Source organism: Brevundimonas sp. GW822-FHT03E11 (assembly GCF_058801445.1).
In genome coordinates this window covers 148,056-170,942 of the sequence record NZ_JBXANG010000002.1, presented here as the reverse complement: position 1 = coordinate 170,942, position 22,887 = coordinate 148,056, and the positions used below count along the sequence as shown (strand labels likewise).

26 protein-coding genes are annotated in these 22,887 nt (G+C 69.8%); 15 read left to right on the top strand and 11 right to left on the bottom strand.

Annotated features, from left to right (window positions below; all coding sequences use genetic code 11):
• Positions 1 to 85: 85 nt before the first annotated feature.
• Positions 86 to 1,009, top strand: a complete 924-nt coding sequence (locus AC1RKE_RS03730) for a sulfite exporter TauE/SafE family protein (RefSeq protein ID WP_182714622.1) — start codon at positions 86 to 88, stop codon at positions 1,007 to 1,009.
• Positions 1,009 to 1,830 carry a TIGR02186 family protein gene (locus tag AC1RKE_RS03725; RefSeq protein ID WP_182714621.1) on the top strand — a complete coding sequence of 274 codons (822 nt, stop codon included), beginning with the start codon at positions 1,009 to 1,011 and terminating at the stop codon, positions 1,828 to 1,830. Before AC1RKE_RS03730 ends, AC1RKE_RS03725 begins: the two co-directional genes overlap by 1 nt.
• Here AC1RKE_RS03725 and gluQRS read toward each other — a convergent pair.
• Complete coding sequence (gene gluQRS, locus AC1RKE_RS03720; protein ID WP_395941824.1) at positions 1,814 to 2,674, bottom strand: tRNA glutamyl-Q(34) synthetase GluQRS; 861 nt, start codon at positions 2,672 to 2,674, stop codon at positions 1,814 to 1,816. The two genes, AC1RKE_RS03725 and gluQRS, sit on opposite strands and share 17 nt — an antisense overlap.
• A gap of 214 nt (positions 2,675 to 2,888) precedes the next feature.
• Between gluQRS and AC1RKE_RS03715 the strand changes: the two genes are divergently transcribed.
• The 3 genes from AC1RKE_RS03715 (at position 2,889) to AC1RKE_RS03705 (ending at position 4,884) form a co-directional block, all read left to right on the top strand.
• On the top strand, positions 2,889 to 3,545 hold the full coding sequence (locus tag AC1RKE_RS03715; RefSeq protein WP_348685203.1) for a DNA-3-methyladenine glycosylase family protein: 657 nt from the start codon (positions 2,889 to 2,891) through the stop codon (positions 3,543 to 3,545).
• Positions 3,542 to 4,192: a trimeric intracellular cation channel family protein gene (locus AC1RKE_RS03710; protein WP_054764218.1), complete on the top strand. Its 651-nt coding sequence runs from the start codon at positions 3,542 to 3,544 to the stop codon at positions 4,190 to 4,192. The genes AC1RKE_RS03715 and AC1RKE_RS03710 overlap by 4 nt, the downstream gene beginning before the upstream one ends.
• A gap of 131 nt (positions 4,193 to 4,323) precedes the next feature.
• Positions 4,324 to 4,884, top strand: coding sequence for an HNH endonuclease (locus tag AC1RKE_RS03705; protein ID WP_054764217.1), 561 nt, complete (start codon positions 4,324 to 4,326; stop codon positions 4,882 to 4,884).
• 19 nt (positions 4,885 to 4,903) lie between these two features.
• Here the strand turns inward: AC1RKE_RS03705 and pdeM are convergent, their stop codons facing one another.
• The 4 genes from pdeM to AC1RKE_RS03685 are packed head-to-tail and all read right to left on the bottom strand — an operon-like array spanning position 4,904 to position 8,947.
• Positions 4,904 to 5,689 carry a ligase-associated DNA damage response endonuclease PdeM gene (gene pdeM, locus AC1RKE_RS03700; RefSeq protein WP_287103682.1) on the bottom strand — a complete coding sequence of 262 codons (786 nt, stop codon included), beginning with the start codon at positions 5,687 to 5,689 and terminating at the stop codon, positions 4,904 to 4,906.
• A complete protein-coding gene (locus tag AC1RKE_RS03695) occupies positions 5,686 to 8,304 on the bottom strand; it encodes a ligase-associated DNA damage response DEXH box helicase (protein ID WP_492896426.1) in 2,619 nt (872 codons plus the stop codon). The genes pdeM and AC1RKE_RS03695 overlap by 4 nt, the downstream gene beginning before the upstream one ends.
• Positions 8,274 to 8,711, bottom strand: coding sequence for a type II toxin-antitoxin system VapC family toxin (locus AC1RKE_RS03690; RefSeq protein WP_182714616.1), 438 nt, complete (start codon positions 8,709 to 8,711; stop codon positions 8,274 to 8,276). The genes AC1RKE_RS03695 and AC1RKE_RS03690 overlap by 31 nt, the downstream gene beginning before the upstream one ends.
• Positions 8,708 to 8,947: a hypothetical protein gene (locus AC1RKE_RS03685; protein WP_182714615.1), complete on the bottom strand. Its 240-nt coding sequence runs from the start codon at positions 8,945 to 8,947 to the stop codon at positions 8,708 to 8,710. Before AC1RKE_RS03685 ends, AC1RKE_RS03690 begins: the two co-directional genes overlap by 4 nt.
• A 96-nt stretch (positions 8,948 to 9,043) precedes the next feature.
• On the opposite strand from AC1RKE_RS03685, the gene AC1RKE_RS03680 reads away from it, so the two are divergent.
• From AC1RKE_RS03680 to hisC, 5 genes are read left to right on the top strand one after another with little or no spacing between them, the layout of a single operon-like run.
• Positions 9,044 to 11,923, top strand: a complete 2,880-nt coding sequence (locus AC1RKE_RS03680; protein WP_395942360.1) for an ATP-dependent DNA helicase — start codon at positions 9,044 to 9,046, stop codon at positions 11,921 to 11,923.
• Position 11,924: 1 nt separating this feature from the next.
• Positions 11,925 to 12,398, top strand: coding sequence for a Cys-tRNA(Pro) deacylase (gene ybaK / locus AC1RKE_RS03675; RefSeq protein ID WP_201463303.1), 474 nt, complete (start codon positions 11,925 to 11,927; stop codon positions 12,396 to 12,398).
• A gap of 54 nt (positions 12,399 to 12,452) precedes the next feature.
• Positions 12,453 to 13,505 carry a DUF2125 domain-containing protein gene (locus AC1RKE_RS03670; protein ID WP_348684712.1) on the top strand — a complete coding sequence of 351 codons (1,053 nt, stop codon included), beginning with the start codon at positions 12,453 to 12,455 and terminating at the stop codon, positions 13,503 to 13,505.
• Positions 13,505 to 14,191 carry a hypothetical protein gene (locus AC1RKE_RS03665; RefSeq protein ID WP_348684713.1) on the top strand — a complete coding sequence of 229 codons (687 nt, stop codon included), beginning with the start codon at positions 13,505 to 13,507 and terminating at the stop codon, positions 14,189 to 14,191. The genes AC1RKE_RS03670 and AC1RKE_RS03665 overlap by 1 nt, the downstream gene beginning before the upstream one ends.
• A 14-nt stretch (positions 14,192 to 14,205) precedes the next feature.
• Positions 14,206 to 15,303 carry a histidinol-phosphate transaminase gene (hisC, locus tag AC1RKE_RS03660; RefSeq protein ID WP_348684715.1) on the top strand — a complete coding sequence of 366 codons (1,098 nt, stop codon included), beginning with the start codon at positions 14,206 to 14,208 and terminating at the stop codon, positions 15,301 to 15,303.
• A 19-nt stretch (positions 15,304 to 15,322) separates the two neighbouring features.
• Here the strand turns inward: hisC and AC1RKE_RS03655 are convergent, their stop codons facing one another.
• Genes AC1RKE_RS03655 through AC1RKE_RS03635 form a run of 5 tightly spaced genes read right to left on the bottom strand, consistent with a single transcriptional unit; the run spans position 15,323 to position 19,150 of the window.
• Entirely contained in the window at positions 15,323 to 16,117 is a 795-nt protein-coding gene (locus tag AC1RKE_RS03655; RefSeq protein ID WP_348685233.1) for a MipA/OmpV family protein, read from the bottom strand.
• 26 nt (positions 16,118 to 16,143) lie between these two features.
• Entirely contained in the window at positions 16,144 to 16,875 is a 732-nt protein-coding gene (locus AC1RKE_RS03650; protein ID WP_348685231.1) for a lysophospholipid acyltransferase family protein, read from the bottom strand.
• Positions 16,876 to 17,532: a YdcF family protein gene (locus AC1RKE_RS03645; RefSeq protein ID WP_348685229.1), complete on the bottom strand. Its 657-nt coding sequence runs from the start codon at positions 17,530 to 17,532 to the stop codon at positions 16,876 to 16,878.
• A complete protein-coding gene (locus AC1RKE_RS03640) occupies positions 17,529 to 18,434 on the bottom strand; it encodes a cell division protein FtsX (protein WP_054764160.1) in 906 nt (301 codons plus the stop codon). The genes AC1RKE_RS03645 and AC1RKE_RS03640 overlap by 4 nt, the downstream gene beginning before the upstream one ends.
• A complete protein-coding gene (locus AC1RKE_RS03635; RefSeq protein WP_191554659.1) occupies positions 18,431 to 19,150 on the bottom strand; it encodes a cell division ATP-binding protein FtsE in 720 nt (239 codons plus the stop codon). The genes AC1RKE_RS03640 and AC1RKE_RS03635 overlap by 4 nt, the downstream gene beginning before the upstream one ends.
• 71 nt (positions 19,151 to 19,221) lie before the next feature.
• Between AC1RKE_RS03635 and AC1RKE_RS03630 the strand changes: the two genes are divergently transcribed.
• The 5 genes from AC1RKE_RS03630 (at position 19,222) to AC1RKE_RS03610 (ending at position 22,569) form a co-directional block, all read left to right on the top strand.
• Positions 19,222 to 20,271: an MJ0042-type zinc finger domain-containing protein gene (locus AC1RKE_RS03630; RefSeq protein ID WP_348684220.1), complete on the top strand. Its 1,050-nt coding sequence runs from the start codon at positions 19,222 to 19,224 to the stop codon at positions 20,269 to 20,271.
• A complete protein-coding gene (locus tag AC1RKE_RS03625) occupies positions 20,264 to 20,797 on the top strand; it encodes a phosphoribosyltransferase (protein WP_054764157.1) in 534 nt (177 codons plus the stop codon). Before AC1RKE_RS03630 ends, AC1RKE_RS03625 begins: the two co-directional genes overlap by 8 nt.
• A 122-nt stretch (positions 20,798 to 20,919) precedes the next feature.
• The gene (rplU, locus tag AC1RKE_RS03620; RefSeq protein WP_348684221.1) at positions 20,920 to 21,486 is read left to right on the top strand and encodes a 50S ribosomal protein L21; all 567 of its coding nucleotides are present in this window, start codon (positions 20,920 to 20,922) and stop codon (positions 21,484 to 21,486) included.
• 97 nt (positions 21,487 to 21,583) lie between these two features.
• Complete coding sequence (gene rpmA, locus AC1RKE_RS03615; protein ID WP_054764155.1) at positions 21,584 to 21,871, top strand: 50S ribosomal protein L27; 288 nt, start codon at positions 21,584 to 21,586, stop codon at positions 21,869 to 21,871.
• Positions 21,872 to 22,035: 164 nt separating this feature from the next.
• A complete protein-coding gene (locus AC1RKE_RS03610; RefSeq protein WP_054764154.1) occupies positions 22,036 to 22,569 on the top strand; it encodes a GNAT family N-acetyltransferase in 534 nt (177 codons plus the stop codon).
• A 14-nt stretch (positions 22,570 to 22,583) separates the two neighbouring features.
• On the opposite strand, the gene AC1RKE_RS03605 is transcribed toward AC1RKE_RS03610, so the two are convergent.
• The gene (locus AC1RKE_RS03605) at positions 22,584 to 22,778 is read right to left on the bottom strand and encodes a hypothetical protein (RefSeq protein ID WP_182714603.1); all 195 of its coding nucleotides are present in this window, start codon (positions 22,776 to 22,778) and stop codon (positions 22,584 to 22,586) included.
• Positions 22,779 to 22,887 lie beyond the last annotated feature (109 nt).

Sequence of the window (22,887 nt, the reverse complement as noted above, 5' to 3'; positions counted from 1 at the left end):
GGGTGGCGGCGCGCCGTCCCCGTCGCTAAAGACCAGCTGTCGCCGTTCGGCGCTTTCCGTTTCGCTCCAGCCGAAGGCGCGTCCTTTGGATATCTATCTGCCGATCGCCGAGGTTTCGGTGAACTGGCCGACCCTGGTGATCCTGGGGGCGGTGGTCGGCTTCGTCTCGGGCCTGTTCGGCATCGGCGGCGGCTTCCTGATGGCCCCGATCCTGGTCTTCCTCGGCATTCCCCCGACTGTGGCGGTCGCCAGCCAGGCCAGCCATGTCGTGGCCTCCTCCACCTCGGGCGTGATCCGCTACGCCGGCCAGGGGGCGGTCGATTTCCGCATGGGGTTGGTGATGGCGGGCGGCGGCGCCGTCGGCGCCTTGGCCGGGGTCGAGCTGTTTCGTTATCTGCGGCTGCTGGGCCAGGCGGACCTGGTGGTGGCCCTGTCCTATCTGGTCTTCCTGGGCGTCATCGGCGGGCTGATGCTGAACGAGAGCCTGACCGAAATCCTGCGTCGCCGACGGGGTCTGCCCGCGCCGCGCAAGGAGCGTCGGCGGCCCCTGTGGCTGTACGGCCTGCCGCTGAAGATGAAGTTTCCAAAATCGGGCCTATACATCAGCGCCCTCCCGCCGTTCGGCCTGGGCGTCTTCGCAGGGGTGCTGTCGGCCCTCATGGGGGTGGGGGGCGGCTTCATCCTGGTGCCCGCCATGCTGTACGTCCTGCGGATGCGGGCCGGAGCCGTGGTCGGCACCAGCCTGTTCCAGATCATCATCACCACCGCCATCACCACTATCCTTCAGGCCGGACGCAACCAGACGGTCGACATCGTCCTGTCCACCATCCTGCTTCTGGGCGGGGTCGTCGGGGCCCAGATCGGCGCCCGGTTCGCCGGTCGGTTCCGGGCGGAGGAACTGCGCGCCGCCCTGGGGCTGATCGTTCTTCTGGTGGGGATCCAGATGGGGCTGGAGCTGTTCGTCCGGCCCAGCGACATCTTCCTGATCGCGCCCGGGGTCGCCGACTGATGCAGGCGCTTCCACCCCCTCCGCCCGCGATCGAGGCCCCTCTCACGCTTCCGGCGCCCGACCGGTCCGAGGCCACGACCGGGGAGCTGCGCGTCGCAGCCGCCCTGACCGACGCGCGGGTGCGGGTCGATTCCAGCTTCCGCGGCGCCTCGATCGTGCTGTTCGGCGCCGTCTTCAATCCGACGCCGGAACCCGCCGATGTGGTGGTGGTGGTGCGCGGACCGGACGCGCCCGTGCGTCTGGTCAAGAAGACGCGCAACATGGGCGTCTGGCTGAACAGCCGCCCGGTACTGTTCGAGGGGGCGCCCGGCTTCTACATGACCGCCTCGACCCGGCCCCTGTCCGAAATCGCTGAGTTCGGCCAGCTGCGGCGGCTGGGGGTGGGGGTCGATCACCTGAGGATCGACGCGCCGGAGGAGAGCCGCACCGTCACCCGCTACGGCGTGCGCGACGTGGTGGTCAGCCGTCTGGGCGACGACTATCTGGACTGGCGGCGCGCGGTGATCCGGCTGAAGGAGGCGGCGGCCCTTTACGACACCGATCCCAAGGGGGTCGAGTTCGTGGACCGTGGCCTGTTCCGGGCCGAGGTGAAACTGCCCACCGTCGCCCCGACCGGCAAATATTACGCCGAGGTCTGGCTGTTCCAGGACGGGGAGCCCCAGTCGGTTTCGAACCTGACCCTGACGGTGGAGAAGGTGGGTCTGGAGCGAGACATCTATGAGTTCGCCCATCGTCGGCCTTGGCTTTACGGCCTGGTCTGCGTCCTGCTGGCGGCCCTGACGGGCTACGGCGCCTCGCGCGTCTTCAGTCGCCGGAACTGAAGCCCAGTTCGGCCCGCAGGGTCTCGGCCGTCAGGCCGCCGGCGCGCAGTTCCGCCAGGGTCACGGACCGATCCCGCTTGGCGTAGCGCCGCCCGTCCGGCCCGGTCAGCAGGGGGTGGTGGCGATAGACGGGGGAGGGCCAGCCCATCAGGGTCTGGATCAGTCGCTGCACATGGGCAGCCTCGAACAGGTCCTGGCCTCGGATCACATGGTCGATCCCCTGCAGGGCGTCGTCATGGGCGACCGCCAGATGATAGGCGACGCCCGCGTCCTTGCGGGCCAGCACCACATCGCCCCCCGCCTCGGCCCGCACCGGGATCACGCCGGTCTCGCCGCCCGGTCCCGCCCCTTCCTCGACGAAGGTCAGGCTCGTCCAGACCGCCTCGCCCAGGGCCTGCCGCGCCCGGTCCAGCGACAGCCGCCAGGCGAAGGGCCGGCCATCCTCCAGAAACGCCGCCTCCTCCTCCGCCGCATGGGGGCCGGGTCGCACCGCCTCCATCGCCCCGTGGGGCGCATCCCCCAGGCCGTCCAGGATGTCCTTGCGCGTTCGGAAACACCGGTACAGCAGCCCCTGACGCCGCAGATGGTCCAGAGCGGCGGCGTAGTCGCCCAGATGCACCGACTGGCGCCGCACCGGCGTCTCCCAATCCAGCCCCAGCCAGGCCAGGTCCTCCAGAATCCCGACCTCGAACTCCGGGCGGCAGCGGGTCGGGTCGATGTCTTCGATCCGCAGGACGAACCGCCCCCCGGCCCGCCGGGCCGCCGTCCAGGCGGTCAGGGCGGAGAAGGCGTGGCCCTTGTGGAGGCGGCCGGTGGGCGAGGGGGCGAAACGGGTGGCGAACATCTCCCTGATCCTAGAGCCTGATCCGTTGAGGAGGAACGCTTCGCGGTTCCGCTGAAACGGTGAATCAGGCTCCAGATTTAAAGCGAGAGCATGATTCACGCTTCTGTCGGAACCGCAAAGCGGTTCCGTCCGAAACGATCATGCTCTAGCGGTTTCCGGACCCGAACGGCGCCCCGCCCTTTTCGAGAGCCCATATCGGTCCTAAGCGTGGACCATGCCCGTCGCCCCGACCGCCCAGGACATCGCCGCCGCTCGAGACGCTCTGGCCCAGGCCGATCCCGCCCTGGCGCGGGCCCATGCCCAGACGCCCGCCTTCGAATGGCGGCTGCGGCCTGGCGGCTATGAGGGTCTGTTCCGCATGATCGTGGAACAGCAGGTCTCGGTCGCCGCCGCCGCCTCCATCTGGGGGCGCACGGTCGAGGGGCTGGGCGGGGCCGTGACGCCGGAGGCGGTGATGGCCCACGACGTCGAGGCGCTGCGCGCCTTCGGCCTGTCGGGGCAGAAGGCCCGCTACGGACGCGAGATCGCCCTGGCTCAGGTGGAGGGGCGGATCGACCTGGATCATATGCAGACCCTGTCGGACGAGGCGGCGATCGCCGCCCTGACCGCCGTCAAGGGCGTCGGCAAATGGACGGCCGAGACCTATCTGATGTTCTGCGAGGGGCGGCTGAACGTGTTTCCGGGCGGGGACGTGGCCTTGCAGGAGGCCATGCGCTGGGCCGACCGGGCCGAGGTCCGGCCGAACGAGATACAGGCCTATGCGCGCGCCGAAATCTGGCGGCCGCACCGCGGGGTGGCGGCGCATCTGCTTTGGGGATGGTATGGCGGGGTGCGGCGCGGCGAGATCGCGCTGGAGGATCACACGCCATGACCCCGCTGGACCCCGCCCTGACGGAGCCGCTGCGCAACCCCCAGACCATGCTGGCGGCCCTGGACTTCGCCGGGGTGGCGGTCTTCGCCGCCACGGGCGCCCTGGCGGCGGCGCGGGAAAAGCACGACGTCGTCACCTTCGCCTTCTTCGCCGCCATCACCGGCGTCGGGGGCGGGACCCTGCGCGACCTGCTGCTGGGCCTGCCGGTCTTCTGGGTCCAGGACTGGCGCTATATGGCCGTCTGCCTGTCGGCGGCGGTGGTGCTGTGGCTGATCGGCCAGAGGGACTGGCGGTTCCGCGCCCTTCTGTGGCTCGACGCCGTCGGCCTGGGCGCCTATGGGGTCATGGGGGCGGCCAAGGCCGAGGCGGCCGGGGCCCACCCGCTGATCTGCATCGTCATGGGCACCCTGACCGCCTGTTTCGGCGGGGTGGTGCGCGACACCCTGGCCGGCCAGCCGTCGATCCTGCTGCGGCGCGAGATCAATGTCACCGCCGCCATCCTGGCCGCGACCCTCTACATCGTCCTGAGGATGCCCGAGACGCCGATCTGGCCCGCCGCCATCGTCGCAGCGATCGCCGGCTTCATGCTGCGCGCGGGCGCCCTGCGCTGGGGATGGACCCTGCCGGGGTTCCCGGCGCGAAATTGACCCGGTTTCGTCGTCTGTTCGTCATGGCGACGTCTTCGAATCGGCGCTAGGTTATGAGCCTCTGACTAGGGAAGGAGATCCGTCTTCAATCCTGTCGCCTCCATATCCTCCGCTGTGAGCGGGAGGGCCTGATGCAGGTTCTCCATCGACCGCCGTCGGGCTTTCCGGCCCTGGTGCTGAATGCGGATTTTCGGCCCCTGTCCTACTATCCGCTGTCGCTGTGGCCGTGGGAGGAGGCGGTCAAGGCGGTCTATCAGGACCGGGTGGACGTGGTGTCCCTGTACGAGAAGGTGGTGCGCTCTCCGTCGATGGAGATGCAACTGCCCAGCGTCATCGCGCTCAAGACCTATGTCGACCAGGATCGCAGCCCGGCCTTCACCCGGTTCAACGTCTTCCTGCGCGACGGCTTCGCCTGTCAGTATTGCGGCGCCTCCACCGAACTGACGTTCGACCATGTGATCCCTCGGTCCCAGGGCGGACGCACGACCTGGGAGAACATCGTCGCCGCCTGCGGTCCCTGCAATCTGACCAAGGGCGGGCGGACGCCGCGCCAGGCCTTGATGCCGATCCGGCGCGAACCCTACCGCCCCAACGCCTGGCAGCTTCAGGAGGCGGGACGGCGTTTCCCGCCCCATTATCTGCACCAGAGCTGGCTCGATTACCTGTACTGGGACATCGAGCTGGAGCCCTGAATTTCGTCGGATCGCGGCGTCAGGCGAACCGGCCGGAACGCCGGCGGTCCAGGCCGGCGGGCTCGGCGCAGGTCTTCCAAGACACGGCATGAACCTTGTCGCGCCCCAGGACGGCGGCCATCGGTTCTGAGCCGAACAGGTCCGCTATGGCCGGATCGCAGACGTCCAGTCCGCCGGTGAAGGCGCCGAAGGCCGGCAGGATCAGGCGCGATCCGTCGGTGATGAAACAGGGGCGGCGAACGCCGCGGCCATAGGCGACCACGCGGGCGGCGGGATGCAGGTGGCCGGCGACCTCGCCCTGGCGGTCGTCCGTCCCGGTGCGGGGCTCGGGCTCGTGGGTCAGGCGAAGCCCGCCCAGCCGCATCTCCGCCAGGACCACGCCGGGCAAACCGAGCGTGGAGGCGGTCAGGGCTTCACGGTCGTGATTGCCCTCCAGCCAGGTCCAGTCGCGCCCGGCCGCCAGCCGGTCCAGGCGGAGGCGGTCTTCCACCGCCATGCGTGGCACGGCTTTTCGGTCATGGAAGCTGTCGCCCAGCAGGATGACCCGGACCGGGTCCAGTTCGGCGATCTCGGCTTCCAGCCGGTCCAGGGTGGCGCGGCTGTCGTAGGGCGGCAGCATCTGGCCGCGCGCGGCGAAGGCCGAGCCCTTTTCCAGGTGCAGGTCCGCCGCGACCAGGGTGCGATGGGCGGGAAGCCACAAAGCCCCGGAACAGCGCAGCACGCAGGTCTCGCCCGCGATCTGGACCCGCAAGGACCCGCAGGGCTTGCGCGTGGGGGACAGGGTCTGGCGCAGGGCGGCGTTCATACGGGGCCCTCGTCCATGACCTCGGCGATCAACTGTTCGGCGCTTTCGTCCAGGATCATTTCGGCCGCGTCGCCGCCCACCCGCTCGCGCCCGATCTGGACCAGGACCGGCACGCAGAAGGGCGAGGGACGGGTCAGCCGCTGATGCCGGATGCGACCCTCGATCCGCGCCAGCATCTGGCCCAGGCGCGCCACGTCCAACAGGCCCGAGGCGGCGTCGGTACGGGCGGTCTTCAGCAGCAGATGGTCGGGCTGGTGGCGGCGGAGCACGTCGTAGATCAGGTCGGTGGAGAAGGTCACCTGCCGGCCGGTCTTTTCGGCGCCCGGCTGGCGGCGCTCGATCAAGCCCGAGATCAGGGCGCAATTGCGGAAGGACCGCTTCATCATGAAGCTTTCCTCCAGCCAGGCCTCGAGGTCGTCGCCCAGCATGTCCGGCTGGAACAGGGCGTCCAGGTCGATCCCGTCCATCGGCTTGATCGACCAGATCGCCAGGGAATAGTCGGTGACGACGAAGCCCAGCGGTCCGACGCCCAGCCGGTCCAGCCGCCGGGTCAGCAGCATGCACAGGGTGGTGTGGGCCAGATTGCCTTCGAACGGATAGGCCACCAGGAAATGCCGGCTGCCGCGCGGAAAGGTCTCCACCAGCATGGATTCGGCGTCAGGGATGGCGGAGCGCTCGGCCTGGAGCGCCAGCCATTCCTGCACGTCCGGCGGCAGGACGCGCCAGTGGTCGGGGTCCTGAACCATCGTCCGCACCCGATCGGCCAGAGAGGTGGACAGGGGGAACTTCGACCCGCCCCAGGAGGGGATCTTGGGCTCCTTGTCGTTCGCGTGGGTGACCAGGGCGTCCGTTCCGACAATGCCCTGGAACGCCCAGACCTGACCGGCGAACAGAAAGGTGTCGCCGGGCGTCAGCTGTTCGAAATACCATTCCTCGGCCTCGCCCACCTTGCGGCCGGGGACCAGCTGACGCGAGGCCCCGCCGCGACGGCCGGCGACGCGCACGTTCAAGGTTCCGGCCGAGACGATGGCGCCGACGTTCATCCGGTGGCGCTGGGCGATATGTTGGTTGCGCACCTTCCAGCGGCCGTCCGGCGTCCTGACGATGCGGGCGAACCGGTCGTAGGTGCGCAGCGCATAGCCGCCGGTGGCGACGAAATCGACCACCTCCTCGAACTGCGCCCAGGTCAGGTCGCGATAGGGGCCGCAGCCGGTGATCTCGTCGTACAGGGCCTGCATGTCGAAGGCCTCGGAGCAGGCCACGCCCATCACATGCTGGGCCAGCGTATCCAACGTGCCGATATGGATCGGCTCCCAGTCGAAGGCGTTGTCGGCGACCGCCTCGCGCGCCGCCTGGCATTCCAGCATTTCGAACCGACTGGCAGGCACCAAGAGGGCGCGCGACGGTTCGTCCAGCCGGTGGTTGGCGCGGCCGATCCGTTGGACCAGACGGCTGGAGCCCTTGGGCGCCGCCATCTGGATGACCAGATCGACGTCGCCCCAGTCGATGCCGAGATCCAGCGTCGAGGTGCAGACCACGGCCCGCAGGTCGCCCCGCGCCATGGCCGCCTCGACCTTGCGTCTTTGTTCGGCGGCCAGGGAGCCGTGGTGCAGACCGATGGGCAGGTTATCGTCATTGATCGCCCAGAGTTGCTGGAAGACGAATTCCGACTGCCAGCGGGTGTTGACGAAGATCAGGGCCAGGTTGGCGCGCTGGATGGCGGCATAGACCTCGGGGATGGCGTGCCGGCCGGTGTGCCCCGCCCAGGGCACATGGCCCTCGGAGATCAGCACGTCGATGACGGCGGGAGCGCCGGGATCGCCCTTGACCAGGCGCACCAAATCTCCCCCCGATGGGGGGAGGGGACCAGGCGAAGCCTGGTGAGGGGGGCTTGCTTCGGAGTCGGCGTCAAGGTCGGCCCCCTCCACCGCTTCGCGGTCCCCCTCCCCCAATGGGGGAGGATTGAAGCGCGGCGCCAGCCATCCCCGGATCAGGTCCGGGTCTTCGATCGTCGCGCTCAGACCCACCCGGCGCATGCCGGGTGCGAAGCTCTGCAACCGCCCCAGACCCAGCGACAGCAGGTCGCCGCGCTTGCCGCTCCAGATGGCGTGGACCTCGTCCAGCACGACGCATTTCAGATCGGCGAAATAGGCTCGGGCGCCTTCCCAGGCGCAGAACAGGGCCAACTGTTCCGGCGTGGTCAGCAGGATGTCGGGCGGGAAGTCGCGCTGACGCTGGCGTTTCGACTGTTTGGTGTCGCCCGTCCGCGTCTTGACATGGATGTTCAGCCCGATCTCTCGGATCGGCGTCATCAGATTGCGTTCGACGTCGGTAGTCAGGGCCTTCAGCGGCGACAGATAGAGGGTGTGGACGCCCGAGCCCGGCCCCGTCTGCGGCTTGGGGCCGCGTTCCGCCAGGTCGATCAGACTGGGCAGAAAGCCCGCCAAGGTCTTGCCCCCGCCGGTCGGCGCGACCAGCAGGGCGTGCGCCCCCGCCTGGCCCGCCGCGACCATCTCCAGCTGATGCCGCCGGGGCGACCAGCCGCGCCCGGAGAACCAGTCGGTGAACAAGGGCGGAAGCGTCGTCATCCGCTCCACGGCGACAGCAGGCGGCATCCGCTGTGTTCGAAATGGCGGACATTTCGGGTGACGAGGGTCAGGTCGTAGGCAAGGGCTGTCGCTGCGATCAGTTCGTCGATCAATCCGACTGTCACGCCCTGACGTCGATAAGCTTCGGCCAGGACCGCCCAGTTTTCGGAAACCGAAAGATCGACCCTCAGGATGCGATCCTTGAAATCTGTAATCATACCCTCAATGCGCGCCTCTATAAGAGCGCGCTTCCGGCCAGGGTCGAGCTTTAGGGCGCCTCTTCGCATCTCTGCGATCGACAGGACGCTGAGGTGAAGTCGGTCATCGAACAAGTCTTCAGGGGAGCCGACGGAGTCGAGCCAATTCAGAAATCCCTCATCAGGCCGAGTTTTCAGCGTCTCGCTGATGGCGTTGGTGTCGAGCAGAAATTTCAAAAGGAAAAGTCGCGGCTGGGGCGAGGATCGCGCTCGATCTCCACGTCGTCGAGACGCGGCCCGGTCAGAAGCCATTCCTTGAAGGTCGGCTTACGTTCGCTCAGTCGACGAAAGTCCGCTTCTGTGATCAAGGTGACGCGACTGTGGCCTGCAACGTCAACCGTCTGCGGACCTTCCGCCTCAACTTTTGCGGCCATGGCGGCCAGCCATTCGGTGGGATCAATCGGCTTGTTCACGGCGATCTCCTCGTTTGGACGACATATAGAGCCAGAAGGCCGGCGAAACCAGATGTTCCCGTTCCGTTTCGCTGGTCAGCTCGCTATGTTGAGGCCGTGTCCGACGAATCCGTCATCGCCGAATCCCGCCTGAGCGGCGCCGAGCCCTGGCTCGACCTGCCGCCGGCGCTTGCCACCCCGCCGGGCGCGGGCGCGGTGTGCGACGACCAGGGGGCGAGGAAGATCGGGCGGGGGGCGGCCGAGGGTTTCTTCACCGGCGGGCCGGTGCTGGTGGCCCATGCCTCGCTGACGGCGCGGCGGCTGGGGCTGACGCCGCCGTCTCGGTCCGGCGACCTGATGGATGTGCTGGAGCTTTACGCCTTCGTGCGGCCCGCTCAGTTCTGCGCGCCCTCGCCGACCGGCCTGGCCCTGGTCCTGGGGCTGGCGGAGCCGAAGTCGCCGGAGGCGCAGGCGGCGGTGTTGCGTGAAGCGGCGGCCGAGCTGCTGCGTGAGCTGGCGGCGCCCGCCTATCCCCAACGTGAAGCCGCCTATGTCCTGGCCCTGACCCTGCAACGGGCGGGCTGGGCCTGGGGCGAGCGGGTGGTTGAGGCCCTGGAGGCGGGCGGGGTGCGGGCGCGCCAGCATCGCGGCTCGGGCCTGGACGTCTGGAGCCGGCTGACGGAATGGGAGGACGAGGCGCCGCGCGGCGAGGCGGGCTCGGCCCCCGTCGACAGCGAGAGCGCGCGCATCCGGCTGGAGAAGCTGCTTCAGGCCTCGGGCCTGGACGAGACGCGGCCGACCCAGTCCGACTACGCCGCCGAGGCCGCCTTCGCCTTTTCGCCGAGGAATGAAGAGGGGCGGCCGCGGGTGCTGCTGGCCGAGGCGGGGACGGGGACAGGCAAGACCCTGGGCTATCTGGCGCCGGCCTCGCTCTGGGCCGAGCGGAACCAGGGGGCGGCCTGGATCTCGACCTATACGCGGGCCCTGCAACGCCAGATCGACCGGGAAAGCCATGCTCTGTGGCCCGATCCGGAGGAGCGCCGCCGAAAGACGGTGATCCGCAAGGGGCGTGAGAACTATCTGTGCGTCCTCAATCTTCAGGACTTGGTCCAGGCGGCCCAGTTGGGGAATGGCGACCTGATCGGCCTGGGCCTGGCCGGACGGTGGGCCCTGCACACGCGCGACGGGGACATGACCGGCGGCGACTTCCCCGGCTGGCTGTCGGGCCTGTTCGCCGTTCCGCCCGCCCATGCGGCGGGTGCGGCCAATCTGGTCGACCGGCGGGGCGAGTGCGTCCACGCCGCCTGTCCCCACTACCGCACCTGTTTCGTCGAAAAGACCATACGCGCCAGCCGTCGCGCCGACCTGGTCATCGCCAACCACGCCCTGGTCCTGACCCAGGCCGCCTTCGACGGCGCGCGCTCGGCTCGGGGCCAGCAGCAGGACGGAGAGACGGCGGCGCTGAAGCGGATCGTCTTCGACGAGGGCCACCATCTGTTCGACGCCGCCGACAGCGCCTTTTCCGCCTGTCTGTCGGGCCAGGAGGCCGCCGAGCTGCGCCGCTGGATTCGCGGACCCGAGGGGCGGGGGCGGCGCGGACGCGGTCTGGAACAGAGGCTGGGCGATCTGGTCGGGGACAATGAGGCGGCGCTGAAGGCGCTTCAGGACGCGATCCGCGCGGCCGCCGCCCTGCCCGGCGAGGGGGTGTCCGGCCGGGTGGCCCCGGCCTCGGGCGAGGTCAATCCGATCGGGCCGATCGAGGCCTTTTTAGCCGCCGCCCTGGATCAGCTGCGCGCCCGCACGGCCGAAACCCCTTATGGCGGGGCCGAGTTCGGCATGGAGTGCGCGCTCAAGCCCGTGACCGATCCGGTCGCCGAGACGGCGCGGGCGGCGGCCCAGGCCTTGGCGGCGGTCGAGGCCCCGCTTCTGGCCCTGGCCCGGCATCTGGAGGACGTCCTCGACGACGAGGCGGCCGAGCTGGACGGGTCGCAGCGGTCGCGGATCGAGGGGGCCTTGCGGGGCCTGGACCGGCGCGCCCGCATGACCCTGCCCGGCTGGCGGTCGATGCTGGCGGCGCTGGAGGACGGCGGGGATGAACCTGATCCCGACTTCGTCGACTGGCTGTCGGCCGAGACCGCCTTCGGCCGCATCCACGACGTGGCCCTGCGCCGCCACTGGATCGATCCCACCGTCCCGCTGGAGGCGGCGGTGATCGCGCCCTCGCACGGGGTGCTGGTGACCTCGGCGACCCTGTCGGACCCCTTGCAGGACGATCCGTTCGACCTGGCGCGGCTCAGGACCGGCTCGGCCCGGCTGATCGAGCCGCCGCGCACCCTGAAGGTCGAGAGCCCGTTCGACTATGCGGCCAACAGCCGGGTCATCGTCGTCAACGATCTGGTCAAGGACGATCCGCGCCAGACGGCGGCGGCGATGCGTGAGCTGTTCCTGGCGGCCGGAGGCGGGGGCCTGGGCCTGTTCACCGCCATCCGTCGGCTGAAGGCGGTCTATGAGCGGCTGGGGCCGGACCTGGCCAAGGCCGGGGTGCCGCTTTACGCCCAGCACGTCGATCCGTTGGAGGTCGGCGCCCTGGTCGACATGTTCCGGGTCGAGGAGAACGCCTGCCTGCTGGGCACGGACGCGGTGCGGGACGGGGTGGACGTGCCGGGCCGGTCCCTGCGAGTCCTGGCCTTCGACCGGGCGCCCTGGCCGCGCCCGGACCTGCTGCACAAGGCGCGGCGCGAACGGCTGGGCGGCCAGTTCGGGCAGGGCAGGGGCTATGACGACGCCCTGGCCCGCGCCCGCATCGCCCAGGCCTTCGGGCGGCTGATCCGGCGCGGCGACGACAAGGGGGTCTTCCTGATGCTGGACGCCGCCACCCCGACCCGGCTGTTCGCCAGCCTGCCGCCTGGGATAGAGGTGCAGCGCATGGGTCTGGCCGACGCCGTCGCCCTGACCCGTGACTTTCTTCAGACGACGCCCCAGACCGAGACCGATTGAGATGTCGAAGACCACGCCCGCCACCGTCGCCCTCGCCAAGGCGGGCGTCGCGTTCGAACTGTTTCCCTATTCCTATGATCCCGATGCGCCGCGCGTGGGGCTTCAGGCGGCTGAAGCCCTGGGGCGGCCGCCGGAAGAAGTTTTCAAGACCCTGATGACCCTGGCGGACGGGGCGCCTGCCTGTGTCGTCATTCCCTCCGACGCCGAGGTCAGCATGAAGAAGCTGGCCGCCGCCCTCGGCGCCAAATCGGCCCAGATGATGAAGCCCGCCGACGCCGAACGGCTGACGGGCTACAAGGTCGGCGGGGTCAGTCCCTTCGGTCAGCGCAAGGCCGTTCCGACCCTGTTCGACGAGACGGCGGCGCTGTTCGACCAGATCCTGATCAACGGCGGCCAGAGGGGGCTGCTGCTGGGTCTGGCGCCGGATGAGGCGGTGCGGGCGGCGGCCGCGCGGCTGGTCGATCTGACGGCCTGACGCCTTATGCGGGCGGGGCCGGTTGGGGTATAGCGGCCTTGAACCGGAGTTTGCATGACCGAGCCCTCGACCCCGCGACACAGCCGCGCCGGCCTTTACGGCCCCTTCATCCTGGTGCTGATCGCCCTGGCCGCCTGGACGGGGTGGTGGTTCTATCTGACCCGCCGGATCGACGCGGGGCTGGAGGCCCAGGCGGCGAAGCTGCGCCAGCAGGGGTGGGAGGTCCGTTACGCCGACAAGCGGATCGTCGGTTGGCCGTTCCGCGCCCATGTGCGCCTGACCCACGTCACCGTGGCCGCGCCTTCGGGCCTGGCCCTGGCGGCGCCGGAGCTGGAGGCCGAGGCCAACGCCTATCAGCCGACCAAATGGGTGGTCGCGGCGCCGGAGGGGCTGGTCCTGACCCGCGCCGGCAAGGGCAAGGTGGCGGTCCACGGCGATGCGATCCGCATGAGCGCCGGCGGCATTGACCAGCGCTGGCCCAATCTGGCGCTGGAGCTGGTCAATCCGATCTTCACGGCACTGCCCCAGGGCGAGCCCTTCCCCATCGCCCGGGCGGCGCGGATCGAATTCTACACGCGGCCGCATCTGGAAGGCTCGACCGTTGCGACCGACGACATCGACGTCATGTTCCGACTGGTCGACGGCCAGGGGCGACGCGATGGACCGGTCGAAGGCTTCGCTCAGGACGGGCAGCTGACGACCCAGCTGGAGGCCACGATCGGTCAGGCCAGTCTGTTGAAGGGGGGCGACGCCGCAGGGGTCTTTTCCGCCTGGACCAAGGGCGGCGGGACCTTTCGCAATCTGCGCGGGGATCTTCAAGCGGGCGAAAGCCGCGCCACCCTGAGCAGCGACGTCCTGAAGGCCGACGCCGACGGGCGGCTGACCGGCCAGGTGACGCTCCAGTCGCAAAGGCCGCTGCCGGCGCTTTCGGGCCTGGTGGCAAGCCGCAGCCGGCCCGGCGAACGTCTGGGCGCGGCCGGGGCCGCCGCTGCGGCGGGCGCCGCCCAGGCGGCCGGGGGCGAAGAGGTTCCGCTGACCCTGGTCTTCCGCGACGGCCGGACCTGGCTGGGGCCCTTCGCCCTGGCCCCTGCGCCCAAGCTGTTCTGATGGCGTTCCTGAACGAACCCCCGGCCGATGCGGCCCTGGACGCCCTGGACCGGGCGGTGGTCGAGGCGGTGCGAGCGCGCCTGGCCGCCGGCCCTCGCACGCGCCTGGACGCCTCGGCCCTGAGTCTGCGCGCGCTTCTGGCTGGGGCGCAGCCTGGCGATACGAAGGTGCTGAAGGCCCTGTGGGGGCGGATCGAGGCCGCCGCCGGGCCGTCCCTGATCACCAGCGGCGGCCTGGCCCAGGCGCTGGCGGCTGACCGGTACGGCCTGGGCGGGCGGCCCCTGCCGGCCGAAGAGGCGCTGAAGGCCGCCGAGGAGGGGGCGCGGGCTCTGATCGACCTGTCGTCCGATCGTCCCTGGTGGGGTCGGCTCCTGGCCCGGCCGGAGCTGAAGATCGCTGCGGCCCTGCCGGACGACGCCCGCGCCCGTCCCCAGGCCTTTCTGGTGACGCGCGAGGGGTCCGGGCCGACCGGCGAGGATCGGACCTTCTGGGTCACCGACAGCGGCTGGTCCGACACTAAGATCGTGGAAGCCATGGGCGAGGCCGGGTTGATCGCCGATCCTTTGGCTGCGGCAGGCGGCTTGAAGCTGTTCGCCCTGGCAGGCTATGTGCAGGCCGAGGACGGGCGGCTGACGAACGCCCCCGGCCGCCTGACCGGCGTCATCGGCGCCGCCCCCATCTTCTGAGATCAAGGTTTTCCATGACCGACGCGCCCCAGGGCCCCCAGCCCAAGCCCGGCATCCTCGACATCGCCCCCTATGTCGGCGGCAAGTCGTCCATCGTCGGCGTCGCCGAACCGATGAAGCTGTCCTCCAACGAGAACATGCTGGGCGCCGGGGAAAAGGCCCGTGCGGCCTATGAGGCGGCGGTTCGCAACATCCACGTCTATCCGGACGGGCGGGCGACCAAACTGCGCACCGCCGTGGCCCAGACCCACGGGCTGGAGCCCGAGCGGCTGATCTTCGGCAACGGCTCGGACGAGGTCTTCGCCCTGCTGAACCAGACCTATCTGACCGCGGGCGACAACATCGTCTGCGGCCAGTACGGCTTCCTGGCCTATCGCATTAGCGCCAAGGCCTGCGAGGCCGAGGTCAAGCTGGCGCCCGAGCCCAACTACAAGGCCGAGGTGGACGCGCTTCTGGCCCAGGTCGATGAGCGGACCAAGATCGTCTATGTCTCCAATCCGTCGAACCCGACCGGCAGCTACAACTCAGGCGAAGAAGTCCGCCGCCTGCACGCGGCTCTTCCGGCTCACGTCATCCTGGTGATCGACGAGGCCTATGCCGAATATGTGACCGAGCCGGACTGGGAGACGGCCTTCCCCCTGGCGAAGGACGCCGAGAACATCCTCGTCACCCGCACCTTCTCCAAGATCCACGGCCTGGGCGGTTTGCGGATCGGCTTCGGCTATGCGCCGCTGAAGGTGGCCGAGGCGATCGACCGCATCCGCCTGCCGTTCAACGTCTCGGTTCCGGGGCTTGAGGCGGCGACGGCGGCGCTGGGCGACGAGGCGCACCAGCAGGCGTCGCGCGAGCTGATCGCCACGTGGAAGCCGCGCCTGACCCAGGCCCTGCGCGGCTTCGGCCTGGAGGTCCTGCCCAGCGCGGGCAACTTCGTCCTGGTGCTGTTCGAGACGGCCGAACGGGCGGCGGCGGCCAGCGATTATCTGAACGGCAAGGGGATCATCGTGCGGCCGGTCGGCGGCTACGGCCTGCCGCAGGGCCTGCGGATCACCATCGGCACCGAAGACCAGAACCGCGCCGTCATCGACGCGTTCAGCGAGTTCGCGGCGACCTGATCGGTCGCCGCATTCCGCTTCAGCCGCCGAAGCGACGGGCGAAGAAGACGCCCGTGCGGATCGTGTCGTCTTCCTCAGACAGGGGGCTGTCGGCCACGTCGCCCAGCCGGCGCTCATAGTTGATCAGGGCGCCGGCGCCCCATTTGTCGTTCAGCGGGACCAGCAGGAAAAGGCTGGCGCCGGCGCCTTGCAGGCCGCTGCCCGGCGAATAGGGGGCGATGCCGTTCCGGGCGGCCTCTTCGGGGCTGACGCCGTAATAGGCGTCGGCCAGTTTGGCGTCGCCGCCGCGCGCATAGACCGAGACATTCATCAGGCCGATCGGCGTCACGCGCTGGTGGCCGACCGAGGCGTAGTATTCCGTACCCTCGCTGACGTCCGACACGTCGCGGCTGACCCGGCCGCCGACCACGATGTTGCCCGGCAGGCGCTGAAAGGCGTAGGCGGCGACGTCGGCGCCGAAGTCCGGCCGATCCAGGTCCAGGCCCTCGATGTCTTCCGGCGAAAAGCGAGGGCGCAATTGCAGCCCGGCGCGGAAGCTGTCGGTCTTGATCGCATTCCAGCCCAGGCCGTCGATGGCGTTTAGATAGACGACGTCGCGATAGTTGGCCGAGACCCAGGGCACGACCCGCGTCTCAGAGCCCGTGTCGCCGCCGCTGTCCTTGCTGTAGAGGGCGCCGACGCCCAGATCGACGGTCCAGCCGTCGGCCGCGGGGCGGATCTGCTCATAGGGCTGGGACTGGGCCAGGGCGGCGCCCGCGGTCAGGGCGGCGGCGGTGAAGGCGGCGGCGGTCAGGGCCAGGCGGCGCAGGGACATGGGGGAGCTTCCTCATACGGGATCGGTCACCCCATACGTTCGAGCGCGGCCTTTGGCTCCAACAGGGCGGCGGAAGCCGTCTCGATGCGACTTTCCAGCAACGCCATCATCTGACCGCGTTTCAGTCCGGCGGGGATGGGCTCCAGGAACTCGAACACCACCGTCCCCGGATAGCGGCGGAAGCCGTGGGCGGGCCAGTGGACGCCCGAGTTGGTGGCCACGGGCCAGCAGGGTCCCTCCAGATCGCGATAGATGGCCGCGACGCCGGGCTTGTAATCGCCAGGGACGCCGGGTGCGTTGCGCGTGCCTTCGGGGAAGATGACGATCTGACGGCCTTCGGCCAGGCGGTCTTTGGCCTGACGGGTCATGTCCTTGAGCGCCTTGGCGTGACCGGCGCGATCCACGGCGATCATCTTGGCGCGCCAGGCGAACCAGCCGAAGAAGGGCAGGGGCATCAGCTCCTTCTTCATGACGAAACAGGCGTCGGGCAGGACCGCCAGCAGGGCGACGATGTCCAGCATCCCCTGGTGTTTGGAGGCGATCAGGGCGGCGCCGGAGGGGGCGTTCTCCAGCCCGCGCACCTCCACCTTGACGCCGGCGATCCAGCGCAGCCCGAACAGGGCGATCCGCGCCCACAGCTTGCAGACGCCTTGAACATAGCGGTGCGGCGCCAGCAGCACGGGCGACAGGCCGATGGCGATGATCGGCATCGATAGATAGAGCCAGGCGGTGAAAAGCAGGGAACGCAGGGTGTTCACTTAGGCGGGGGCCTTTTCGGTCGGGGCGGAAGCTTCGGGCTCTGAGGCTGAGGCTGGGGCTGGGGCTGGGGCGTCGCGGCTGAGCCGCCGAACGGCCTCGCGCCCCAGGGCGGCGAGGTATTTCATATATTCCAGGGTCATCCGCCGGGCCGTGACCGTCGCGCGCCACCAGTGCCGATTGTCCAGCGACGGGGTCGAGACGGCGTAGGGGGTCAGTTTCACCCCCGGCGCCTGGCCCCGGATCTCCACCAGGGAGCGGGGCATGTGATAGTCCGAGGTGACGACGATCAGATGGTCATAGCCCTTGGCCCGCGCCCAGGCGGCGATCTCCTGGGCGTTGCCCACCGTGTCCTCGGCCTCGAAGCCCAGATCGACGCAGCAGTTGAACAGTCGGCTCGAGCCGGGGGTCAGCTCGCGCAGTTCGCGACGGCGGACCTCGCGGTTCACGCCCGAGATCAGCACCCGCTCGCCCTTGCCCTGCTCCAACAGGCGGATGGCGGCGTTGACCCGTTCGGACGAGGGGCCGGTCAGGGCCACAATGGCGTCGGCGGGGGCGGGCTCTTCCGCCGGGGTCAGTTCGCGCACCCGATGGGCGAAGGCGAACAGGCCGACCAGCCAGATCAGGGCGACGATGCCGATGACGACGAGCAGTCTCATGCCTTCCCCCTGCCTGAGCCCAGCACCTGCATGGCGGCGAATCTGGCCGCGACAAGCGCCACCGTAGCCGCCAGCAGCGGACATGGCGAGAGCAACAGCAGATCCCCCCAGGTCACGGGCAGGGCCTGGGTCAGGCCGCCCGATCCGCCCAGGAACCGCACAAAGGCCAGAAGCAGGGCCGCCAGCACGGCGCCGACGGCGCCGGCGCCGGCCGCGATCAGGGCGAACCGCCGCTGGAACAGCCAGGCGATGCGCCCGTCGGTCGCGCCGTTCAGGCTCAGAGTCTCAATCACGCCCCGTCCAGCGGCCAGGCCGGCGCGGGTGGCGTAGGCGATGGCGGCGGCGGCGGCGAAGGCGATCGCCAGGAAGGCCGCGCCCGCCAGAACGGTGATCAGGGCGGCCGACCGTTCGACCTCGCCTCGCCACAGACTGTGGTCGTCCACCGTGGCGTCCAGACCGGCCTCGGCCAGGGCGCGGCTCAGGGTCACGGCGCTGGCCGGGGCGTCGGGGTCCAGCCGGACCGTCACCAGATGCGGCAGGGGCAGGTCGGGCAGGACGGCGTCGCCCAGCCAGGGCCGCAGCAGATCCTCGGCCGCCTTGCGGTCAAGGGCGGCGGCCTCTTCGACGCCGTTGACGCCCGCCAGGGTTTCGGCGGCGCGGGCGGCGGCGGTGTCGCCGCTTTCGCCGACGCGGGGCCGCACCTGGACGGTCGCCTCCGCCCCCAGTTGACGCGCCCAGCCGTGGGCGGCCCGATCGGCGGCCGAGGCGGCGACGGCGGCCAGACAGGCCAGAAAACACAGGACGGCGATGACCGTCATCAGCCAGGGCTCGCCCGCAGCGGCGGGGGGCAGCAGGCCGGGTCGACGTCGGGGAAGGCTCCGGGCCAGGATCGACGGCGTCATGCGGCCATCCTGCCGGCTTCGCTCAACCGGCCCTGGTCCAGCTTCAGCACCCTGGCCCCCGACCGTTCGGCCAGGGCCTGGTCATGGCTGGCGATCAGCACGGTGGCCCCCAGGCGGTTCAGCGACTGAAACAGGCGCAGCAGCTTGTCGGCCATGACGGCGTCCACGCTGCCGGTCGGTTCGTCCGCCACGATCAGGCCGGGACGGGTGATGACGGCGCGGGCGATGGCCAGCCTCTGTTTCTCGCCCCCGGACAGGGCGGGCGGACGGGCGTCCATCCGGCGGCCCAGCCCGACCCATTTCAGCATCTCTTCGACATCGGCGGCGTAGTCGGCCTCGCGCCCGCCCGCGAGCCGCAGCGGAAGGGCCGCATTGTCGAAGGCGGACAGATGGTCCAGCAGGCGGAAATCCTGAAACACCACCCCCATGCGGCGTCGAAAAGCGGGAATGTCGCGCCGGTCGATGTGTGAAACGTCGGTCCCGAACAGGCGCAGGCTTCCCTTGGTCGGCCGGTCGGCCAGGGTCAGAAGCCGCAGCAGCGACGACTTTCCGGCGCCGGACGGTCCGGTAAGGAAGTGGAAAGAGCCTCGCGTCAGAATGAGGTTAACGTCTCGCAGCACGTCGGGCGCGTCCGCATAGCCGAAACCGACGCCCGACAGGCGGGCGGTCTCGGCGACGGGGGCGGAATCGGCGGCGCTGGGGGGCGGGGACGGCATAGGGTTTGTTTTCAGGGACAGGGCGTGGACCGCGCCTTACGGGAGGGGGCGACAGCCTCGCAGTCAGCCACATGATACTGACCTGCCCCGCCTGCGCCACCAGCTATTTCATTCCCGACGACGTCTTGGGGGCGAACGGCCGCAAGGTCCGTTGCAAATCTTGCGGCGAGGTGTGGCGGGCGAGCCCCGATGAACCGCTGGAGCTGAGCGTCGCGCCCGAACCGCGCGTCATCTCTGCGCCCGAGCCGGAAGCCGTCGCCGAGCCCGCCAGCCTGGCCGAAACCCCGGCGCCGGAACTGCCCAAGGCCTTCCGCGCCCGCGCCGAACAGCAGCGACGCCTGCGTCGGGCCGCAACCCACGGCGTGGTCTGGGCCGGTCTGGCCAGCGTCTTCGTGGGCCTGATCGTCTCGGCCTTCCTGTTCCGGATCGAGGTGGTCGACGCCTTTCCCCGCGCCGCGGCCGCCTATGCCGCGGTCGGCGCCCCGGTGAACCCCGTCGGCCTGGACTTCGAGGCCATGAGCGCCAAGGAGGTTCCTTCGCGGCCCGGCATGGTCCTGGTCTCCGGCGCCCTGCGCAACGTGCGTGACACCGAGATCGTAGCCCCGCCGGTGCGGGTGGCCCTGCTGGACGAACACGGCGCCGAGATCGGCTTCAAACTGGTGGCCATCGACGCTGCGCCGGTCCTGCCCGGCAAGGTGCAGGGCTTCGCCGTCCTGATTCCCGACCCCGGCGGCCACGCCGCCGACATCGGCGTCAACTTCGTCACCGCCGAGACGCCGCACGCCGCGCCGGGCAAGGCGCACGGAGCGCCGAACGGCCACGCACCGGCTCCCCACGGGTCGCCCGAAAGCCATGGAGACGAAGGCCATGGGGGCGAGGCCCACGGCGAGGCCCATGCGCCGCCCGCCGCCGCCCACGCTCCGGCCGATCATGGGCCGGCCGCCGCCTCCGAAGGCCACGCGCCCGCCAACGCCCATGCGGAACTGGCGCCGGCCTCCAACGGCCTGCGTTCGGCGGTGGCGCCGGGGATGGGCGGGCGTCAGGCCGCTCCGGTCGAGGCCCGACCCCTCGCGACGGTGGACAGGGCTCATGGGGAGGCGGTATCCGCCTCTCATGGCTGATCCTTCCCCCACGCCGACCGTTCTCCTGGCCGAGGCCGACATCGCCCGCATCGTGGCGGACCTCGCCGCCCGCATCGCCCCCGTCACCGACGACGAGACGGTTGCGGCCGTCCTTCTGACCGGGGGGCTGTGGTTCGCCGCCGACCTGACCCGCGCCCTGTCCCGCATCGGCCGCAACCTTCGTTTCGACGCGCTTTGGCTCGCCTCCTATGGGGACGAGAAGACCAGCCGGGGCGCGATCGACGTCTATGCGCCGTTCCAGCGGCCGATCGCCGGGCGCAAGGTGCTGATCCTGGACGACGTCTTCGACACCGGCCTGTCCTTGGCCGAGGCGGCGCGGATCGCGCGCGAAGGCGGGGCGTCCGAAGTCCTGACCTGCGTCTTCGCCCGCAAGCCCTGGCCCGCCCCCCGCGCGCCCGAGCCGGACTTCGTCGGCTGGGAGGCGCCGAACCGGTTTCTGGTCGGCTACGGCCTGGACAACGCCGGCGGCCTGCGCGGCCTGCCGGACATCTGCGCGCTGGACTGACGATAAAAGCGGCCGGTTCGGCGTTGACTCTGAGACGCCCTTCCGTATATGTCGCCGCTCTTCGCCCCCGGGGGTCCTCCCGGAGGGCGTATTCTTTTTTGCGTTTGCGCTGAGGCTTCAACATGTACGCGGTGATCAAGACCGGCGGCAAGCAGTACCGGGTTCAACCGGGCGACACCATCGTCGTCGAAAAGCTCGACGGCGACGCCGGCGCTGAGCTGAAGTTCGACAGCGTCCTGATGCTGGGCGGCGACAACGGCGTGACCGTGGGCGCGCCCCTGGTCGACGGCGCCTTCGTCGGTGCCACCCTGATCGAGACCCGCAAGGGTGAGAAGATCAAGATCTTCAAGAAAATCCGTCGCCAGGGCTATCGCCGCACCAACGGCCATCGTCAGATGGAATCGGTCCTGCGCATCACCGGCATCGAAGGCGCCGGCCAGTCCGCCAAGTGGGACGGCAAGGTCGAGCTGATCACCAAGGCCGAGATCAATCTGCGGGCCCGCGGTCTCGCGACCCGCGGCGCGACCTCGTCGCTGGGTTCGACCGAGACGGTCGTGACCGAAGCCGACGGCGCCGACGTCAAGGCCGCCGTGGTCGAGAGCTCGGCTCCCGCCCAAGACTCTGGCAAGAAGGCCCCGGCCAAGAAGAAGGCCGCGTCCAAGGCTGAAGCCGCCGGCGACGAAGCCTAAGACATTCACCGGCGCCCTGGCGCCAGACCAGTTAAGAGAGACGTCCTCAAGTAGGCCGACAGGCCGGTAGGACGCTCAGGAAAGACGGAGCGGCAAGATGGCTCACAAGAAATCCGGCGGTTCGTCGCGCAACGGTCGCGACTCTGAGTCGAAGCGCCTCGGCGTGAAGAAGTTCGGCGGCGAGCGCGTGCTGGCCGGCAACATCATCGTGCGTCAGCGCGGCACCACCTTCCACCCGGGTGAGAACATCGGCATGGGCCGCGACCATACCCTGTTCGCCCTGACAAACGGTGCGGTGAAGTTCACCACCAAACGCGGCGGCCGTTGTTACGTGTCGATCCTTGCGGCGAATGACGACGCCGCCCAGGCGCTCGCCGCCGAGTAACGCAGTCTGGAACACTCCGGATCGCGTTGCTCACCGAAGCAGCCGATCCGGACCAGGGAACTATTCCGCGGGGAGTCTGGATCACCAGGCTCCCCGTTTGCGTTTCCCCGCCTCGAAGACCGCCCGAGCCCTCCAAGGAGGCGGTCCGAACGGAGGCGAACGCCATGTGCGTCATCGAAACCTCTCCCGTCGTGGAGACCCGGCGCCTGATCCTGCGCGCCCCTGCGCCGCAGGACGCGCCGCGCATCGCGGCCCTGGCCAATGATCTGGACATTGCGCGCATGACCAAGCGAATGCCGCACCCGTTCCGCATCGAGGATGCGGAAGACTTCGTCATTCAGGTCGCCTCCCAGGACCCGGCGCGGGCCAACACCTTCGTCATCGAGCATGAGGCGGAAGGGCCGATCGGGGTGATCGGCCTGTTCGAAGGCGAGGACCGGGTGCCCGAGACCGGCTATTGGATCGGCAGAGACTATTGGGGGCGCGGATTTGCGACCGAGGCGCTGGACGGCGCCCTTGTCTGGGCCGGACGGCGGTGGAAGCGGCGCGCCCTGGTCGCCGGCCATTTCGCCGACAATCCGGCGTCGGGCCGGGTGCTGGAGAAGGCGGGCTTTCTCTATACGGGAGAGACCCGCCGCGCCTGGAGCCGCGCGCGGGGCGCCGAGGCGGACACGCGGATGATGGTCTGGCTGGCCTGAGCCGCGCCTCTCGATCAGCCTGCCAGGCCGGGGCCGTAGACCACGGCCGCTCCGACCAGGCCGGCCAGCAGCATGGCGGTCGCCCCGGCGATGAAGGCGGCCGCCGTTCGGGCGCGGCGACGGCGCGCGCCGCCCGCCCGATACTGGCGGACCAGGATCATCGGACCCCGGGTGAAGGCTTCGGACCCGATGATATTATGCTGGGACATCAAGATCCTCCCCTGATCTTCGGCGACAGGCGGGGATAAGTCGGGGCCGGTCGCGGCCAGAAGATGGCGATCCCCGTTACCGGAATCGCAACTTCGTGAGCTTCATCCG

What these genes read in the sequence shown, in the direction of transcription:
- AC1RKE_RS03725 (WP_182714621.1), top strand. Translation starts at nt 1,009, where the DNA reads ATGCAGGCGCTTCCACCCCCTCCGCCCGCGATCGAGGCCCCTCTCACG.
- gluQRS (WP_395941824.1), bottom strand. Translation starts at nt 2,674, where the DNA reads ATGTTCGCCACCCGTTTCGCCCCCTCGCCCACCGGCCGCCTCCACAAG.
- AC1RKE_RS03715 (WP_348685203.1), top strand. Translation starts at nt 2,889, where the DNA reads ATGCCCGTCGCCCCGACCGCCCAGGACATCGCCGCCGCTCGAGACGCT.
- AC1RKE_RS03710 (WP_054764218.1), top strand. Translation starts at nt 3,542, where the DNA reads ATGACCCCGCTGGACCCCGCCCTGACGGAGCCGCTGCGCAACCCCCAG.
- AC1RKE_RS03705 (WP_054764217.1), top strand. Translation starts at nt 4,324, where the DNA reads ATGCAGGTTCTCCATCGACCGCCGTCGGGCTTTCCGGCCCTGGTGCTG.
- pdeM (WP_287103682.1), bottom strand. Translation starts at nt 5,689, where the DNA reads ATGAACGCCGCCCTGCGCCAGACCCTGTCCCCCACGCGCAAGCCCTGC.
- AC1RKE_RS03695 (WP_492896426.1), bottom strand. Translation starts at nt 8,304, where the DNA reads ATGCCGCCTGCTGTCGCCGTGGAGCGGATGACGACGCTTCCGCCCTTG.
- ybaK (WP_201463303.1), top strand. Translation starts at nt 11,925, where the DNA reads ATGTCGAAGACCACGCCCGCCACCGTCGCCCTCGCCAAGGCGGGCGTC.
- AC1RKE_RS03670 (WP_348684712.1), top strand. Translation starts at nt 12,453, where the DNA reads ATGACCGAGCCCTCGACCCCGCGACACAGCCGCGCCGGCCTTTACGGC.
- AC1RKE_RS03665 (WP_348684713.1), top strand. Translation starts at nt 13,505, where the DNA reads ATGGCGTTCCTGAACGAACCCCCGGCCGATGCGGCCCTGGACGCCCTG.
- hisC (WP_348684715.1), top strand. Translation starts at nt 14,206, where the DNA reads ATGACCGACGCGCCCCAGGGCCCCCAGCCCAAGCCCGGCATCCTCGAC.
- AC1RKE_RS03655 (WP_348685233.1), bottom strand. Translation starts at nt 16,117, where the DNA reads ATGTCCCTGCGCCGCCTGGCCCTGACCGCCGCCGCCTTCACCGCCGCC.
- AC1RKE_RS03645 (WP_348685229.1), bottom strand. Translation starts at nt 17,532, where the DNA reads ATGAGACTGCTCGTCGTCATCGGCATCGTCGCCCTGATCTGGCTGGTC.
- AC1RKE_RS03640 (WP_054764160.1), bottom strand. Translation starts at nt 18,434, where the DNA reads ATGACGCCGTCGATCCTGGCCCGGAGCCTTCCCCGACGTCGACCCGGC.
- AC1RKE_RS03635 (WP_191554659.1), bottom strand. Translation starts at nt 19,150, where the DNA reads ATGCCGTCCCCGCCCCCCAGCGCCGCCGATTCCGCCCCCGTCGCCGAG.
- AC1RKE_RS03630 (WP_348684220.1), top strand. Translation starts at nt 19,222, where the DNA reads ATGATACTGACCTGCCCCGCCTGCGCCACCAGCTATTTCATTCCCGAC.
- AC1RKE_RS03625 (WP_054764157.1), top strand. Translation starts at nt 20,264, where the DNA reads ATGGCTGATCCTTCCCCCACGCCGACCGTTCTCCTGGCCGAGGCCGAC.
- rplU (WP_348684221.1), top strand. Translation starts at nt 20,920, where the DNA reads ATGTACGCGGTGATCAAGACCGGCGGCAAGCAGTACCGGGTTCAACCG.
- rpmA (WP_054764155.1), top strand. Translation starts at nt 21,584, where the DNA reads ATGGCTCACAAGAAATCCGGCGGTTCGTCGCGCAACGGTCGCGACTCT.
- AC1RKE_RS03610 (WP_054764154.1), top strand. Translation starts at nt 22,036, where the DNA reads ATGTGCGTCATCGAAACCTCTCCCGTCGTGGAGACCCGGCGCCTGATC.
- AC1RKE_RS03605 (WP_182714603.1), bottom strand. Translation starts at nt 22,778, where the DNA reads ATGTCCCAGCATAATATCATCGGGTCCGAAGCCTTCACCCGGGGTCCG.